The organism is Kushneria indalinina DSM 14324, from assembly GCF_003385845.1.
Taxonomy (GTDB): domain Bacteria; phylum Pseudomonadota; class Gammaproteobacteria; order Pseudomonadales; family Halomonadaceae; genus Kushneria; species Kushneria indalinina.
On sequence record NZ_QRDJ01000008.1, the window covers coordinates 297,567 to 314,177 of the forward strand.

Here is a 16,611-nt window from a genome sequence, read left to right on the forward strand (position 1 = left end):
GCGTCCGTTCATTTCAAGAGGATACGCCGTTGACGAACGAGTCTCGCCAACGCGCCAGCGCGGAAGATCGGGATACGCACGACAGCAGTGCCATCGTGTTTGAAGGGGTCACCAAACGCTACAGCGATGGCACGGTGGCGGTCGAGACGCTGGATCTGACCCTGCCGGCCGGGGAGCTGACCGTGCTGGTCGGCCCCTCGGGCTGTGGCAAGACCACCACGCTTCGCATGATCAATCAGCTGGAAACATTGAGTGAAGGCCGGCTTCTGATCGGCGATCGTGACGTGACCTCGGTGGACGCCACCCGGCTGCGCCGCCAGATCGGCTATGTGATGCAGCATTCGGGGCTCTTTCCCCACAAGACGATTGCCGACAACATTGCTGTCGTGCCACGCCTTCTGGGCTGGGACAAAACGCGTATTCGCGAGCGGGTGGCGGCGCTGGTCGAGCTGGTCGGCCTTGATGAAACGCTCGCCAGGCGCTATCCGCATCAGCTCTCCGGCGGGCAGCAGCAGCGTGTGGGTCTGGCACGGGCGCTGGCCGCCGACCCGCCGATTCTTCTGATGGACGAGCCCTTTGCCGCGGTCGACCCGATCGTGCGCACCCATCTGCAGGAAGAGTTTTTGAACCTGCAGCGCCGGGTGCAAAAGACCATCGTGATGGTGACTCACGACATTGACGAGGCGATGAAGCTTGGCGATCGGGTCGCCATATTTTCCCAGGGGGGAAAACTGGCCCAGTTCGACACCCCCGCCCGACTGCTTTCGGCCCCGGCAAGCGAGTTTGTCGTTGATTTCATCGGGGCCGATCGCGAGCTGCGCCGCCTGGCGCTGGAGCGTCTGGATAGCATGGAACTGGATGCCGGGCTGACGGCACCGAGAGACGAGATCGTGGCCAGGGCGCGCAGCTATCTGCAGCAGGCCGGCAGCGGCGGCATCGTGGTGCTCGATGAGCAGCGCGCCCCGCTGGGCTGGCTGGACTGGGAGACCCTCAAGCAGGCCGATGACCGGGCACGCATCGATTCACTGCCCCTGAAGGCCTGGCGTCACCGCCTTTATCTGCATGACAACCTGCGAAGCGCGCTCAATGCCCTGATCAGCTCGCCCGGCGAGGTCATGCCGGTGCTCAATGCCCAGGGGCGCTACGTGGGAGTAATCGATCAGCTGCAGCTGACAAGGCGGCTGTCATGAACTGGGGCTGGGTGGCCTCCAACAGTCATCAGATCATGGCGGCGCTTTTGCAGCACATTCAGCTGGTCGGGCTGGCCCTGCTGTTCGGTTTTCTGATCGCTTTCCCGCTGGCGCTGCTGGCGGTGCGCTGGCCGCGGCTCTACGGCCCGTCGCTGGCCGTCACCGGCGTCATGTTCACCATTCCGTCGCTGGCGCTGTTCATTTTGCTGATGCCCTTTACGGGACTGTCGATGGCGACCTCGCTGATCGGGTTGACGCTCTATACGCTGTTGATTTTGTTTCGCAATATCGTTCAGGGCCTGCGCGGTGTGTCACCCAGCGTGCGGGAGGCCGCGCGGGCGCTGGGTTATACGCCGGCGCGGCGGCTGTTTGCCGTGGAGCTGCCGATCGCGCTGCCGGTGATCGTGGCCGGCATTCGCATTGCGGCGGTGACCATCATCGGCATGGTGACGGTCACGGCGCTGATCGGCCAGGGCGGGCTGGGGCAGCTGTTCATCACCGGCTTTACCCTGAGCTTTGCCACGCCCCTGGTCATCGGCTTCGTTTTGTCGGTGGTCCTGGCAGTGGCGGTGGATCTGGCGCTGGTGGGCATCTTGTACTGGCTGACGCCATGGCAGCGGGGAGTGCGCTGATGAATAGTGATTTCATGACGCTGATCGCCGGCGTCATCGACTGGTTCTCTCAGCCCATGAACTGGCAGGGGCCCGGCAGCATTCCGGAGCACGTTCTTGAACACGTCACCTATGTGGTGATCTCGACGTTGATCGGGGCGGCCATTGCGCTGCCGATCGGCATCGGCCTGGGGCACAGCGGGCGCGGTGGGCTGATGGCGATCAATATCTCCAATATCGGCCGCGCCATTCCTGCCTTTGGCGTCATTATTCTGGTCTTTCTGCTGGCAGGCTTCGGCGTGATCCCGGTGATCGTGGCGCTGGTCGCACTGGCGATCCCGCCGATGGTGACCAATAGTTTCGTGGGCATGCGCGAGGTGGACCCGGCCGTGCGTCAGGCGGCCGTGGCGCTGGGCATGACCGGCTGGCAGCGGCTGTGGCAGGTCGAGCTGCCGATCGCCATGCCGCTGATCATGGCCGGGGTGCGAACGTCTGCCGTACAGGTCATGTCGACGGCCACGCTCGCCGCCTACGTGGGCCTGGGCGGGCTCGGGCGCTATCTGATTGACGGTCTTGCGGTGCGCGATCTCTCCCAGGTGCTGGTCGGCGCGATACTGGTGGCCGTGCTGGCCATCGTCACCGAACTGCTGCTGGCGGGCGTCCAGAGGCTGATCACGGCCAAAGGGCTGCAATAACGGGGTACGTGCAATAAGGGTGCACAAGGCGCCGGTCTGGGCCAGAATCGACAGGGCCGATGATGAACACAAGGGATGAACACAAGGGATGAACACAAGGGAATGAATGACATGACCAAAGGGACCATGAACATGGGCAGCGGCTGGAAGCTGGGCCTCGGAGCGCTGGCACTGGCGGCGCTGGCCGGGTGCTCGGGCGGCGATGATGACAATGCCGAGGAGAATACCGCACAGACCGGCGGCAATGATCAGGCCAGCCTGACCATCGGCTCGACCAACTTCCCCGAGCAGCTGATTCTGGCCAACATCTACGCCGATGTGCTTCGAGGTGACGGCGTCAATGTGACCACGCGTCTCAATCTGGGCTCGCGCGAGGTGGTCTTTCCGGCGCTGACCAACGGCGAGATCGATCTACTGCCGGAGTATACCGGCGCGCTGATGACCTATCTCGATCAGGACGAGGCGCACGTAAACTCCCGCAGTCCGGAAGACGTGATGTCGGCACTGCGTGAGGTACTGCCCGATGGCATCGAGGCGCTGGACGCTTCACCGGCCGAGGATCGTGATGCGCTGGTGGTCACGCGTGACACCGCCGATCAGTACGGCCTTGAAACCTTTTCCGACCTGGCCCCGGTCTCCGGAGAGCTGACGCTGGGCGGGCCGCCGGAAACGCGCACCCGTGATGTCGGTATTCCCGGGCTCAAGCGGGTCTATGACATCGAGTTTGCCGGGTTCCGCTCACTCGATGCCGGCGGGCCGCTGACCCGTGGCGCGCTGGCCAATGGCGATATCGACGTGGCACGCATGTTCTCCTCCCAGGGGGCGATTGCCGAGAACGACTGGGTGGCACTGCGTGATGACAAGGATCTGGAGCCGGCCCAGAACATCGTGCCGATCGGGCGTAGCGAGGCGCTGACCGATGAGATGCGCGACAGCCTCAATCGCGTCTCCGCGGCACTGTCGACGCAGGACCTGCAGGCCATGAACCATCGCGTCGAGATCGACAAGGACGACCCGGCCGAGGTGGCCAGTCAGTGGGTCGATGAGCACATGGACAACGACAGCCAGACTGCGAACTAAACGCGGGCTCTACTCTACCGTGGCTGATCGCGCCGCCCTTCTGGGCGGCGTTTTTGTGTCTGCACGCTTGCATGGATCCCGGGTCTGCACCGGCATCGGCCAAAAAAACACCAGGTTGCACCACGCACAAGGAAAAAAATTCACGGCAGCAGGCGGCGGGACAGAAAAAAGACCATCGCTGAATCTGTCACGCTGGAAGGCCGGTGGCGGCAGGGCTCTTCATGGCCTGTTATCACCCGCCCTTTAGACGTGCATCCATGACGCGCCTGCGTCCAGGAGGTGACATGCAGCTCAACGACCCACGCCTTTTTCGCCAGCTCGCCTATATCGATGGACAGTGGACGGCCGGCGCCAGCAACCATGATGAGGCCGTACTGGACCCGGCCAACGGTGAAACCCTGGGGTTTTGTGCGCTGCTGGATGCCGAACAGATTACCCATGCCGTCACCGCGGCCGAGCGCGCCTTTGCCGGCTGGCGGGCGCTGTCGGTGGATGAACGCGGCCGACATCTCCATCGCTGGTATCAGCTGCTGCATGAGCACCGCGAGGATCTCGCCTATCTGATGACGCTGGAGCAGGGCAAGCCGCTGAGCGATGCCCGCGGCGAGGTGGATTACGGCGCCAGCTTCATCCAGTGGTTTGCCGAAGAAGCGCGCCGCGCCTATGGCGTGACAATCCCGAGTCATATTCCCAATGCGATGCTGGGCACGCTCAAGGAACCGGTAGGGGTGTCGGTGATGCTCACCCCCTGGAATTTCCCGCTGGCGATGATTACCCGCAAGGCGGGTGCGGCACTGGCCGCCGGCTGTCCGGTGATCGTCAAGCCGGCCAACGAAACGCCGTTTACGGCGCTGGCGCTGGCCGAGCTTGCCGAGCGTGCCGGCATCCCGCCGGGCGTCTTCAACGTGGTGACCGGTGAGCCTGCCACTGTTTCCGAGGTGCTGTGCACCGACGATCGGGTGCGCTCGGTGTCGTTTACCGGCTCCACGCGGGTCGGCAAGCTGTTGATTCGCCAGAGCGCCGGCACTGTCAAGCGCATGTCGCTCGAGCTCGGAGGCAATGCGCCCTTTATCGTCTGCGAGGATGTGGACGTCGATGAAGCGGCCCGGGACGCGGTGGCGGCAAAATTCCAGACCGCCGGCCAGGACTGCCTGGCGGCCAATCGCATCTTCGTGCATCGGCGCATTTATGATCGCTTTCTGGAGCGTTTTGCCGTGCACATGAAAGCACTGAAGGTGGGCAGCGGCATGATGGCGGTCGATATCGGCCCGCTGATCCATCGCCGGGCCGTGAAGGCAGCGCATGCCATTGTCGAGGACGCCGTGAATCAGGGCGCCCGGCTGGTGGCGGGCAACCAGTCGATGGCACCGGGCGCCAACTTCTTCATGCCCACGCTGCTGGCCGATATCACCCCGGGGATGCGCGTCTTTCGCGAAGAGACCTTCTCGCCGGTGGCAGGCGTGTGCGCCTTTGATGACGACGAGGCGGTCGTGGCGGCGGCCAACGATACCGAATACGGTCTGGCGGCCTATGTCTACAGCAACGACGTCAAACGCATCTGGAAGATGATGCGCGGGCTCGAGTACGGCATGGTCAGCGTTAACACACTGAAGATGACCGGTGCGCCGATTCCCTTCGGCGGGGTCAAGCAGTCGGGGCTGGGCCGCGAGGGCGGCGCCCAGGGCCTAGAAGAATATCTGGACACCAAATACTTCTGTCTGGGCAACATGCCGGGCCCGTCCGGTAGCTGAGCCGGTATGGCTGAATCGGACCGCCTTGAAGCGTTCCGGCCCATGCGCCAGGGTGAACGATTCCAGAGTGGAACACCGTGGCGCATTCGCCTGTCATTGACCGAGAGCCTCATGAACTGCCATCCCGTCACCCTGCACGATATCTATCTGGCCCGCGCCCGCCTTGCGGGCCAGGCGGCCCGTACACCGCTGGTAAAATCCGTGGCGCTGTCCCATCGCTTTGACGCCGAGGTCTATCTCAAGCTCGAGACCCTGCAGCCCAGTGGGGCCTTCAAGCTCAGGGGCGCGCTCAACGCTATCGCCGCACTGGATGAGACCACGCTGGCACGCGGTGTGACCACGGCCTCGACCGGCAACCACGGTCGGGCGGTGGCCTGGGCGGCGTCCCGGCTGGGGGCGCGCGCCATCATCTGTGTCTCGGAGCTGGTGCCGGCCAACAAGGTCGCCGCCATCGAGGCGCTGGGCGCCGAGGTGCGTACGGTCGGGCGTAGTCAGGATGATGCCTTCGTGGAAGCGCGCCGGCTGGTGAAAGACGACGGCATGACGCTGATCGAGCCTTTCGATGATCCGCTGATCGTGGCCGGGCAGGGCACCATCGGCCTGGAGCTGATGGAAGATGTCCCCGGGCTTGATCGGGTGCTGGTCGGCCTTTCCGGCGGCGGCCTGCTGGGCGGTATCGGCCGCGCCGTGCGGGCGATCAACCCGCAGGTGCAGGTGACCGGCGTGAGCATGATGAACGGGGCGGCGATGATCGAGAGCCTGACGGCCGGCCACCCGGTCGCGGTCGAGGAGGTCGAAACGCTGGCGGACTCGCTCGGCGGCGGTATCGGTCTGGACAATCGCTGCACCTGGTCGCTGGTGCGCGAGGTGATGAGCGATCACTGTCAGGTCAGTGAGCCCGCCATCGCCCGCGCCATGGTGCACTTTCTGGAAACCGAGAAGATGCTGGTGGAAGGGGCGGCCGTGGTGGGTCTGGCCGCGCTCGAGGAGCACGCCATCGATATTCGCGGTGAGAAGGTCGCGCTGATTGTTTCCGGCAGCGGCGTGGACATGGCCACCTGGCAGCGGGCAAAAGCCATGGTCGAGAAGCACATGGTCGACACTTGAACCAACAGACAGGACACGGGAGCGGGCATGGAGCTTTACAACCGCACGCAGATTCAGGACGTCGTCACGCTTGATCACGCCGCACTCGACGCCGTTGAAACCGGCTTTCGGGCGCTGGGACAGGGGGAGGTGGTGCAGCCGCCGATTCTGTCCATGGCGATCGAGGAGTCCAACGGCGAGGTCGACGTCAAGACCGCCCACATTCGCGGCAACGACCGCTTCGCCATCAAGGTCAGCCCCGGCTTCTTTGATAACCCCTTCATTGGCCTGCCGAGTCTCAACGGGCTGATGATCGTCTTCTCGGCCAAGACCGGGCTGGTCGAGGCGGTGCTGTTTGACGAGGGCTATCTCACCGACATCCGCACCGCGCTGGCCGGGGCCATTGCCGCGAAGCATCTGGCGCGCAGCGACAGCCGACGTGCGGCCGTGCTCGGCGCGGGCGTTCAGGCCGAGCTGCAGGTGGCGGCGCTCAGGCTGGTGCGCGATATCGACACCGTCGATGTCTGGGCGCGCGATACCGACCGCGCCGAAGCGTACGCGGCGCGCATGCGCGAGCGCTTTGACGACCTGACCGTCAACGTCCATGGCGACATCGAAAGCGCCTGCCGTGAGGCGGACGTGATCATTACCACCACACCGTCGAAATCGCCGCTGCTGAACGCCTCGCACCTGCCCACGGGCGTGCATGTCACCGCCATGGGCTCGGACAGCCCGGACAAGCGCGAACTGGACGAATCCGTAATGACCCGCGCCGACGTGTTCGTGGCCGATACCCGCGCCCAGAGCGAGACCAACGGCGAGCTCAAGGCCTGGGCCGGCCGTACGCCACCCTTTGAGGTGCGGGAGCTGGGGCAGGTGATTGCTTCCGGACAGTCACCGCGCACGACGCGTGATCAGATCACAGTGTGCGATCTGACCGGCACCGGCGTACAGGACACCGCCATTGCCGGTTTTGCACTGACACGGCTGATGTAAGGGCTGTCATCCCGGATTCGATGTCTGGCGGATCAGTCCGTCAAGGAGCGCGCTGCGAGCCAGTCAAGAAAGACGCGCAGGCGCGGCGAGAGCTGGCGGTCTCGTGGATATAGGGCGACGACCGGGGAGGGAGCCGAGGCATACTCTGAAAGCACTTCGACAAGCCGTCCGGCGGCGATATCGTCAGCCACGTGATAGCGCGGCACCTGAATGAGGCCAAGTCCCAGACGCGCAGCGCTGACCATTGTTTCAGCACCGGTCGTAATGAGCGCGGCGGGCAAACGCCGTGTCACGGTTCGGTCATCGATTGTCAGCTCAAGATCCATGGGGGCCCCGGTCTTCGATGACAGGAAGGCCACCACGCGGTGACCTTCCAGCTCATCAGGAGTCGAGGGCGAACCGTGGCGTTCCAGATACTCCGGTGCGGCAACGATGGTCTCCGGCAGCACCCCCAGGCGCCGGGCGATGAGATCGCTGTCGGCCGGCTCGGTGACACGCACGACGCAGTCGACGCCCTCGCGAATCAGATCGACCAGACGGTCGCCTTCCGACATGACGAGCTCGAGCTGCGGGTGGGCACGAAGAAAGTCCGGCAGGGCCGGCAGCAGAAAGTGGCGAGCCAGCGTGCCGTGAACATCCACTCGAAGCCGGCCCTTCACGTCGCCGCCGGTGAAAGCGCCCTCGGCATCCTCGACCTCGCCAACGATGGCAAGGCAGCGTTGATACCAGGCCTCTCCGTCCAGGGTTGGGGCGACCACCCGGGTGGTACGATCCAGGAGACGCACGCCAAGTCGCGTTTCCATGCGCCTGACGGCGTCGGAAATCGTCGAGGCCGGCATGCCAAGGCTTTCGGCTGTCCGCCGAAAGCTGCACGTTTCCGCCACGCGAATGAAGACGCGCATCTCGTCAAAGCGATCCATTGTCCGGTTTCTCCGAATGCTCCTGCCGGCAGGTCGGCATTTATACGCTCCAGACCGCGTGCCATTCTTGGGTCAGAGAACCAGCGAGCACGTCCGACAGAAAAAAGGAGATCATCCCATGACCGAGCAAATCCTGAAAATCGCCCTGGTGACTGGCGCCTCTCGCGGTATCGGTGCCGCCATTGCCAAACGTCTGGCCGCCGACGGTTTCAATGTGGTGGTCAACTACTCGGGCAGCGAGCAGGCCGCTGTCGAGGTCGTGTCGGCCATTGAGGCGGCCGGTGGACGAGCCGTGGCTGCGAAAGCCGACGTGTCCGATCCGCAACAGGTGGCACGACTTTTTGACGAGAGCGAAGCGGCCTTTGGCGTGCCGAGCGTGCTGGTGAACTCGGCTGGCGTCATGCAGCTGGCACCGCATGCCGACAGCGACGATGTCCTGTTCGACCGGACCGTAGCCATCAATCTGAAAGGCTCCTTTCTGACGATGCGCGAGGCGTCGCGGCGAATGGCCGATGGTGGGCGAATCGTCAATCTCTCCTCCTCCGTGGTAGGGGCGAAGCTCCCGACCTATGGCGTCTATAGCGCAACCAAGGCCGCGATCGAGGTCATGGGCGATGTGCTGTCCAAAGAGCTTCGAGGGAGAAATATCACCGTCAATTCGGTGGCGCCGGGGCCCACGGCAACGGATCTGTTTCTGAAGGGCAAGACCAACGAGCAGGTCGAGACGCTTGCGAAGGGCAATCCGCTTGAGCGGCTGGGCCGGCCCGAGGACATCGCCAGTACGGTCTCGTTTCTGGTCGGCCCGGAGGGCGGGTGGATCAACGGTCAGACGCTGCGTGCCAATGGTGGCATGGTCTGAAGGAAAGGGGGACGGCAAACCGCCCCCTGGCGTCATGGGGAGACCATGGGGCAAATGACGGTCGGATCAGTCGGCGATGCGCGGCTCACCGGGCTGATAGCGGGGCATGGGCAGCGCGTCGCGCATGTCCGCGGGCGTCTCGAAATCCTTCGCGATACCGCGCATCTGTGCGACCGGTTTGGGGAAACCCGAGCGGCGGCTGTAGTCGGGCGTGATGCCGCCCATGTACGCATGGCGTCGGTGCAGTTTCGCGGCACACCAGCCTTCCAGCGCCGTGACGGCGCCCAGTGCCAGCATGGTGTTATCAATAGTGCTTCGATGCACGTGCGGCTCGCGGCGCACCCAGGCCAGCGCCGCCAGATCCAGCGCGTCACCGGCGAGGCGGAGCTTGAGCGCCGGTGCCGGGTTGTCACTCAGAGCGCCCAGTCCGGTCACGATCTGTCGCACGCCACAGGCACGTACCCAGTTCTCATGGCCTTCGACACCCAGCGCGCGCGTCACGCGCCCCGGCATGAACAGCTCCGCCAGTCCCAGACCTACGCCGGCCCAGCCGAGCACGCGGGCCAGCCGGTCGTTGCCATCCATCGAGCGTGGGCCGCCATGATCGCCCGGGTTGGCAGACAGGTGATGCGATGTCGTCATTGAAGCGTCTCCCTTTGCCTTTTGACGTGTTTTTTGACGAGCGTGCCTTTTGAAAGGGGAACAGGTTCTAAAGGAGAACCAGGGCTCATGGCTTGAGGACCACCTTGATGCAGCCGTCCTGTTTTTCCCGGAAGGTTTTATACATGTCCGGCCCCTGGTCGAGTCCCATGCTATGGGTGATGACAAACGACGGGTCGATCTGGCCGTCATCGATACGGGCCAGCAGGTCATCGGCCCAGCGCTTGACATGGGTCTGGCCGGTGCGCACCGTCAGCCCCTTGTTCATCAGCGCGCCGATGGGCATCTTGTCGACCAGCCCGCCGTAGACGCCGGGAATCGAGATGACCCCGGCCGGACGGCAGACGTAGATCATCTCGCGCAGCACGTGGGCGCGATCACTTTCCAGCATCACGGCCTGCTTGACCCGGTCATAGACGCTGTCCAGCGAGCGGGTGGCATGAGCTTCAAGACCGACCGCATCGATGCACTTCTCCGGGCCCTTGCCGCGGGTCAGCTCATTGAGCCGCTCCAGTACGCTTTCATCATCAAAGTTGATCGTGATGGCGCCGCCGGCACGGGCCATGGCCAGGCGCTCGGGCACGTTGTCGATCATGATGATCTGCTCGGCGCCGAGCATGATGGCGCTGCGTACGCAGAACTGACCGACCGGGCCGGCGCCCCAGATGGCCACGGTATCGGTGGGCTGGATGTCGCACTGCACCACGGCCTGCCAGCCGGTGGGAAAGATATCGCCCAGAAACAGCACCTGCTCATCGGTGAGCGTGTCCGGCACCTTGATATGGGTATGATCGGCAAAGGGCACGCGCACGTACTCGGCCTGGCCGCCGGCGTAGCCGCCGGTGAGGTGCGAGTAGCCAAAAAGTCCGGCACCGGCATGACCGAAGGCTGCGTCGGCCAGGGCGCGATTGCGGTTGGAGCGTTCGCAGACCGAGAAGTTGCCGCGACGACACTGCTCACACTCACCGCAGGTGATGGTAAAGGGCACCACGATACGATCGCCAACCTTGAGATTGCGCGTCTCGCTGCCGACTTCCATGACCTCGCCCATGAACTCATGGCCCAGTACATCGCCGGATTTCATGGCCGGAATGAAGTGGTCATAAAGGTGCATGTCGGAGCCACAGATGGCGCAGCTACTGACGTTGACGATGGCGTCGCGCGCATCCTCGATGGTGGGGTCGGGTACCGTGTCGTAGCGAACGTCGTTCTTGCCGTGCCAGCAAAGCGCCTTCATGGCGTGGCCTCCCTGTCAAAACGAGCCGAAGAATCAGCGCCGTCATGACGGCGCCGCGGGGCAGGAAAAGGGTACCTTTCCAATCTGGTCCAGTACGCCAGGGGGCACAAGGCAAAGAACAGGGGAAGGTATTAATGCCGGATAAGAAAGGGACAAAAGGTGTTGCTTACTGGCACATCGAACCGCGCCTTGCCAGGGTGTCATGACTGCTTCATTAACCGGGAGAACCCATGCGCATTCTGTTTACGGGTGGTAGCGGCAAGGCCGGCCGACATGCGACCGCTTATCTTCGCGACCAGGGCCACCGGGTCACCAATCTGGACTGGGCGACGTCCGATACGCCCGGCATCGCGCACCTGACGACCGATCTGACCGACGCAGGCCAGGTCTTCAATGCCTGCCGGGCCTACGCCAGCCCCGACGAACTGGAGCCGGGCACCGGCGTGCCGCATTACGACGCCATCGTCCACTTCGCGGCCATACCGGCCATTCTGCATCGGCCGGACAATGAGACGTATCGCATCAATACCCTGAGCACCTACAACGTGCTGGATGCCGCCACCAAACTGGGTATCCCCAAGGTGATTTTCGCCTCCAGCGAAACCACCTATGGGGTCTGCTTTGCCGATGGCGAGGTAAAGCCGGCGTATCTGCCCGTGGACGAGGAACACCCCACCGTGCCGCAGGACAGCTACGCCATGAGCAAGGTGGTCAACGAGGTCACCGCGCGCTCTTTCCAGGCGCGCTCGGGAATCGACATCTACGGCCTGCGCATCAACAACGTGATCGAGCCGCATGAGTATCGCGAGAAGTTTCCGGCCTTCATGGAGAATCCCGCCCTGCGCCGCCGCAACATCTTTGCCTACATCGATGCCCGCGATCTCGGCCAGATGGTTGATTGCTGTCTGAAAACGGATGGTCTGGGTTACGAGGTGTTCAATGTAGCCAATGATGATCTATCGGTGAGTCTGACAAGCCGTGAGGTGATCGAGCGTTTCTACCCGGAGGTGCCGCTCAAGCGCGAGATGGGCGAGTTCGAGACCTTCTACAGCAACGAGAAGGCGCATCGTCTGGTGGGTTTCACGCCGAAGCACTCCTGGAGGGACGAGCTGGGGCAGTAGAAAAATCTGCCGGACGCCTTTGATGGGTCATCGCGGCTTTTGGCATCAATAAAAAGGGAGCGTGCGGTTGAGCCGCACGCTCCCTTTTTTCTGCCCGATCAAAAGGGCGCGATTATTTCATCTGATGCTATTGCCGTCTTGAACTGCCCGGTACCGGTGCCACGCCCGGCCCCGTCACTTCGCCGATCTTGTGCCAGGTCCGGCCATCACGCTCGAGCAGCTCGTCGGCGCTCTGCGGGCCCTCGGAGCCGGCCTCATAGCCTTCGACGCTGTCGTCCTCGGCCCAGGCGTCCAGAAAGGGCTGAACGGCGCGCCAGCTGTTTTCGATCGTGTCCACACGCTGAAACAGCATCTGATCGCCGGTCAGGCAGTCATAGATCAGGGTTTCATAGCCGGTGGCGGCGGGCAGGTCGAAGAAGTCCTTGTAGGCAAACCCCATCTTGACGGTATCCATCTCCAGCTCCGGCCCGGGGCGCTTGGCCTGGAAGTCGAACCACATGCCCTCGTTGGGCTGCAGCTGAATGATCAGCCAGTTGGAGGTCAGCCGGTCCACGTCGGTGCCGCGGAACTGGGCGTAGGGGGCCGGCTTGAAACAGATGGCGATCTCGGTATCGCGCGCGCTCAGACGCTTGCCGGTGCGCAGATAAAAGGGCACGTTCACCCAGCGCCAGTTGTCGACCATCATCTTCATGGCGACATAGGTTTCGGTGTTGCTGTCCTCCTCGACATCGGGCTCGTCCCGATAGTCGGGGACATCCTCCTCGTTAAGGTGGCCGGCGTGATACTGCCCGCGCACCGAATTTTCGCGCACCTCCTCTCTGGGCCAGGGACGCAGGGCGCCCAGGACCTTGGCCTTTTCGCTGCGCAGGGCATCGGCGCCGAAGGCCGCCGGCGGCTCAATGGCCACCATGGCCAGCAGCTGAAAGAGGTGATTGGGCACCATGTCCCGCATGGCACCGCTTTTTTCATAAAAGCTGCCGCGCGTTTCAACGCCCACGGTCTCGGCGGCGGTGATCTGGATATGATCGATGTAGTGATTGTTCCAGAAGGGCTCGAACAGCACGTTGGCAAAACGGGCGACCAGGATGTTCTGCACGGTCTCCTTGCCCAGAAAGTGGTCGATTCGATAGATCTGCTCTTCCTTCATGACCTCCAGCAGCTGAGCGTTGAGCGCCTGGGCCGACTCGAGATCATGGCCAAAGGGTTTTTCCACCACCATGCGGCGGTAGCGGTTATTTCCCTCTTTCATCAGATCGGCCTGGCCCAGCTGACCTGCGATCTCGCCGAAAAAGCGCGGTGCGGTGGCGCAGTAGAAGATGGCGTTATCGCTGGTGGCTTCCTCAAGCTGGGTCCTGATCTGCGCGTAGATGTCCGACTCGGTGAAATCGCCCTGAAGATAGTGAATACGCTCGGCAAAATCCTGCCAGTGCGCTTCATCAATCTCCTGGCCGCCGCCTTCGGCATGCTTGTCGGCGGCCTTGTCGGCGATGAAATCCTTGAGATGGCCGCGAAAGCTGTCGTCATCGTGCTCGGCAATGTCGACGCCGACAATGTTCATGCCGCGGTCAAGCAGGCCGTCGCGGTCCAGGTTGTAAAGTGAGGGCACCAGCAGTCGTTTTACCAGATCGCCGCTGGCGCCAAAGATGAACATGGTGGTGTCGTCGGCCGGTGGGGCCGCCTTCTGGTGCTGCCCGTCCTCTTGATGCTGATGGTCGGTCTGGGTCATGTCATCGCCTTGTGCTTGGGTGCATGTGGACCGGGGGCAACGCGTCACTCCCCTTCTATAAAGCGTAATGCAAATGCGACGTTATGCCTCATGGATCAGTAAAGGCCCGGGTCATGAATCGTCGTCGGGGCGTTTCGGGTCATCAGGCGGGCGCCGGGCAGGGGGCTCGGGGGCGTCATGCAGTCGATCCAGGCGCTCACGCAGCTCGCGTACCTCGCCGGTCAGTTCGCGAATCTGTTCATGCAGAGCGCGGGTCATGTCGCGCTGAGCACGCGCCTCGCGGGATTCGCGTTCGCTGTCGTCGGCGATGAAGATCGAGCTGATATAGGCGGCAAAGCTGCCAAAAAGCCCCACGCCGCCGATCATCAGCATGACCGCTACCACCCGGCCCAGAGCCGTGACGGGATAGTAATCGCCATAGCCCACGGTGGTGATGGTTACGATCGCCCACCACAGGGCTTCCTCGGCCGTATTGATCGGGCTTTCAGGGTGGGGGCTTTCCACCATCAGCATGGTGATGGCGCCAAAGGCCACCAGCAGGACCGTGGCGGTGGCGACCGAGGCGAATACACCTTCGGCGCGGTTGCGAAACAACAGCCGCCAGATCATCTCCATCGACTTGATGGCCCGCAGTACGCGCAGCACCTGCACCACACGAAACATGCGGGCACCCTGAAAAAAACCGGCCGGGATACAGGCCAGCAGATCGATCCAGCCCCAGCGCATGTAGGCCAGCTTGCTCTCGGCGCGAATGAAGCGCTGACAGAAATCGATGAAAAAGAACAGGCAGACAATGTAGTCCATGTACTGCAGCAGGCGGGAAAGCTCTGGTGGCAGCGTCAGCAGCAGGTTGACGGCCATGGCGGTGATGACATAGATCGACAGCACCAGAATGAACAGCTGGAAGGGGGTGACGCGCTCTTTCATCAGGGGTTTCCGTCATGCCTGAACCGCGAATGTCCTCCCGAGGCGCCTGCTGCACCACGGGAGGCAGGGCATTATCCGAGGCGGCGAGACAGGCCGGTAGTTTCCTCCAGCCCCAGATGGATATTCATGTTCTGCACGGCAGCCCCGGCCGCACCCTTGCCCAGGTTGTCCATGCGGGCAACCAGCGCAAATCTTTCCTCGTTGCCAAAGACACACAGATCGACGCGGTTGGTGTCATTGCAGGCCGTGACGTCAAAAAAGCCGCCATCGAGCGCGTCACTGTCGCGGGCCGACATCACGTGCACGAAGGGGGCACCGTCGTAGTGGGCCTGCCATGCGCGAGTAATGCGCTCAATGCTGGTTCCCTCGGGCAGGTGCGAGCCCTGAAGCGGAATGTTGACCGACAGCCCCTTCAGGAAATTGCCGACGATCGGGGTGAATACCGGCGACCGGTCGAGGCCGCCATGAATGTGCATTTCCGGCAGGTGCTTGTGGGAGAGTGTCAGGGCATAGGGGCGTGGCGCAGCCAGCGAGCCGTCCGTTGCGGCCTCAAACTCGGCGATCATCTTCTTGCCGCCGCCGCTGTAGCCGGTCAATGAAAATGCCGAGAAGGGGTAGTCAGTCGGCAGCAGGCCGGCATCGATCAGCGGGCGGACCAGCATGATGAAGGCGCTGGCATGACAGCCCACGTTGGCAATGCGCTTGCTGGCGCGGATGCGCTCGCGCTGGCCCGGCGTCAGCTCCGGCAGTCCGTAGGTCCACTCGGGATCGGTACGAAAGGCAGTGCTGGCATCGATCAGGCAAGTGTCGGGATTGTCGACCATGGTGGCTGCCTCCCGCGAGGCCTCATCCGGCAGACAGAGAAAGACGACATCGGCCTGATTGATCAGACGCGCGCGCTCGTCACGGTCCTTGCGGCGGTCGCTGTCGATACGCAGCAGTTCGATATCCTCGCGTGCCTGCAGATAGTCAAAAATCCTCAGGCCGGTCGTGCCTTCCTGGCCATCCACAAATACCCTGAACGTCATGGTTTACCTCACGGGAATGATGATATGAAGCTGTTGGCTTGTTTCATTGTACGCCTTCAGTACCGGTGTGCACCCGAAGGCGGCATCGCATGCTCCTCGAGGCTCCTGATGATTGGAAGCCAGCTGTACTTAATCGCTGATCAAATCCATGATCAAGAAATATCATTGCCCGATACGGGAATTAAATCAGATGATTAAACGGTGCAAATATTGGGTTTCTGATACAAAAGCGTCTGGCGAAACGTGACTCGTGACTTATAGTCATCCTTGCAAATAAGGAACCTGCCTGACAATAACGGACATGATGCTGCCGGGGAGAAGTCATAATGTCTTTCAACTATCTGGTAAGAAAACAAAATGGTCGATGGCTGGTGTGTGATGACAGAGACCAGATCATAAAACGCTTTTATACCAAGCGTACTGCTGTCCAATGGGCTGAAAAAAGGGCCCTGGCGAGCCATGGCAGTGTCAAGGTATGCAAAACGGATGGTCGCCAGGATTATATCTTCAATCAGCAGCAGACCGAGCGTGTTTCCTCACGTCTGTAGCCCGGGCTGGCAGACGCTGTCCTGAAGCCTGCCTGGTCATTCTTTCGACTGGTAAATGGTACTGGTTTTTGTCATTCCCTCTCTCTGTTTCTAGCCCCCTTGTTTAATGCCCCGGTACGCCACTCGGCCATATGACTTGTGCCATTTGCACCCTTTGCACTGAATTTTCACGTTAA

At 62.5% G+C, this 16,611-nt stretch carries 16 protein-coding genes; 10 read left to right on the forward strand and 6 right to left on the reverse strand.

Features of this window, described 5'->3' with window-relative positions:
* Positions 1 to 29 precede the first annotated feature (29 nt).
* The 7 genes from C8D72_RS12375 to C8D72_RS12405 all read left to right on the forward strand — a co-directional run bounded on the left by C8D72_RS12375 (position 30) and on the right by C8D72_RS12405 (position 7,409).
* Entirely contained in the window at positions 30 to 1,190 is a 1,161-nt protein-coding gene (locus C8D72_RS12375) for an ATP-binding cassette domain-containing protein (RefSeq protein ID WP_115854737.1), read from the forward strand.
* Positions 1,187 to 1,822, forward strand: coding sequence for an ABC transporter permease (locus tag C8D72_RS12380; protein ID WP_115854738.1), 636 nt, complete (start codon positions 1,187 to 1,189; stop codon positions 1,820 to 1,822). The genes C8D72_RS12375 and C8D72_RS12380 overlap by 4 nt, the downstream gene beginning before the upstream one ends.
* Positions 1,822 to 2,496 (forward strand): ABC transporter permease, encoded by a 675-nt coding sequence (locus tag C8D72_RS12385; RefSeq protein ID WP_211308847.1) that lies wholly within the window; start codon positions 1,822 to 1,824, stop codon positions 2,494 to 2,496. The genes C8D72_RS12380 and C8D72_RS12385 overlap by 1 nt, the downstream gene beginning before the upstream one ends.
* Before the next feature lie 111 nt (positions 2,497 to 2,607).
* Positions 2,608 to 3,576 (forward strand): ABC transporter substrate-binding protein, encoded by a 969-nt coding sequence (locus tag C8D72_RS12390; RefSeq protein ID WP_245955246.1) that lies wholly within the window; start codon positions 2,608 to 2,610, stop codon positions 3,574 to 3,576.
* A 257-nt stretch (positions 3,577 to 3,833) separates the two neighbouring features.
* Positions 3,834 to 5,327 carry an NAD-dependent succinate-semialdehyde dehydrogenase gene (locus C8D72_RS12395; protein WP_170140592.1) on the forward strand — a complete coding sequence of 498 codons (1,494 nt, stop codon included), beginning with the start codon at positions 3,834 to 3,836 and terminating at the stop codon, positions 5,325 to 5,327.
* A gap of 6 nt (positions 5,328 to 5,333) precedes the next feature.
* Positions 5,334 to 6,434 (forward strand): hydroxyectoine utilization dehydratase EutB, encoded by a 1,101-nt coding sequence (gene eutB / locus C8D72_RS12400; protein ID WP_245955247.1) that lies wholly within the window; start codon positions 5,334 to 5,336, stop codon positions 6,432 to 6,434.
* Between the two features lie 27 nt (positions 6,435 to 6,461).
* Positions 6,462 to 7,409, forward strand: a complete 948-nt coding sequence (locus tag C8D72_RS12405) for a cyclodeaminase (protein WP_115854742.1) — start codon at positions 6,462 to 6,464, stop codon at positions 7,407 to 7,409.
* Positions 7,410 to 7,441: 32 nt separating this feature from the next.
* Here C8D72_RS12405 and C8D72_RS12410 read toward each other — a convergent pair whose 3' ends face one another.
* Entirely contained in the window at positions 7,442 to 8,329 is an 888-nt protein-coding gene (locus C8D72_RS12410; protein WP_115854743.1) for a LysR family transcriptional regulator, read from the reverse strand.
* Positions 8,330 to 8,447: 118 nt separating this feature from the next.
* On the opposite strand from C8D72_RS12410, the gene C8D72_RS12415 reads away from it, so the two are divergent.
* Entirely contained in the window at positions 8,448 to 9,188 is a 741-nt protein-coding gene (locus tag C8D72_RS12415) for an SDR family oxidoreductase (RefSeq protein ID WP_115854744.1), read from the forward strand.
* Between the two features lie 66 nt (positions 9,189 to 9,254).
* Here the strand turns inward: C8D72_RS12415 and C8D72_RS12420 are convergent, their stop codons facing one another.
* Both C8D72_RS12420 and C8D72_RS12425 read right to left on the reverse strand, forming a co-directional pair.
* The gene (locus C8D72_RS12420; RefSeq protein ID WP_245955248.1) at positions 9,255 to 9,830 is read right to left on the reverse strand and encodes a hypothetical protein; all 576 of its coding nucleotides are present in this window, start codon (positions 9,828 to 9,830) and stop codon (positions 9,255 to 9,257) included.
* Between the two features lie 85 nt (positions 9,831 to 9,915).
* Positions 9,916 to 11,085, reverse strand: a complete 1,170-nt coding sequence (locus C8D72_RS12425) for a zinc-dependent alcohol dehydrogenase (protein ID WP_115854745.1) — start codon at positions 11,083 to 11,085, stop codon at positions 9,916 to 9,918.
* A 230-nt stretch (positions 11,086 to 11,315) separates the two neighbouring features.
* On the opposite strand from C8D72_RS12425, the gene C8D72_RS12430 reads away from it, so the two are divergent.
* The gene (locus C8D72_RS12430; protein WP_115854746.1) at positions 11,316 to 12,206 is read left to right on the forward strand and encodes an NAD-dependent epimerase/dehydratase family protein; all 891 of its coding nucleotides are present in this window, start codon (positions 11,316 to 11,318) and stop codon (positions 12,204 to 12,206) included.
* Between the two features lie 127 nt (positions 12,207 to 12,333).
* Here C8D72_RS12430 and zwf read toward each other — a convergent pair whose 3' ends face one another.
* The 3 genes from zwf to argC form a co-directional block, all read right to left on the reverse strand.
* A complete protein-coding gene (zwf, locus tag C8D72_RS12435) occupies positions 12,334 to 13,932 on the reverse strand; it encodes a glucose-6-phosphate dehydrogenase (protein ID WP_115854747.1) in 1,599 nt (532 codons plus the stop codon).
* Positions 13,933 to 14,043: 111 nt separating this feature from the next.
* On the reverse strand, positions 14,044 to 14,859 hold the full coding sequence (locus C8D72_RS12440) for an ion transporter (RefSeq protein WP_115854748.1): 816 nt from the start codon (positions 14,857 to 14,859) through the stop codon (positions 14,044 to 14,046).
* Positions 14,860 to 14,930: 71 nt separating this feature from the next.
* On the reverse strand, positions 14,931 to 15,887 hold the full coding sequence (argC, locus tag C8D72_RS12445; RefSeq protein ID WP_115854749.1) for an N-acetyl-gamma-glutamyl-phosphate reductase: 957 nt from the start codon (positions 15,885 to 15,887) through the stop codon (positions 14,931 to 14,933).
* Between the two features lie 326 nt (positions 15,888 to 16,213).
* Between argC and C8D72_RS12450 the strand changes: the two genes are divergently transcribed.
* Positions 16,214 to 16,435, forward strand: a complete 222-nt coding sequence (locus tag C8D72_RS12450; protein WP_115854750.1) for a hypothetical protein — start codon at positions 16,214 to 16,216, stop codon at positions 16,433 to 16,435.
* The last annotated feature ends 176 nt before the right edge of the window (positions 16,436 to 16,611 follow it).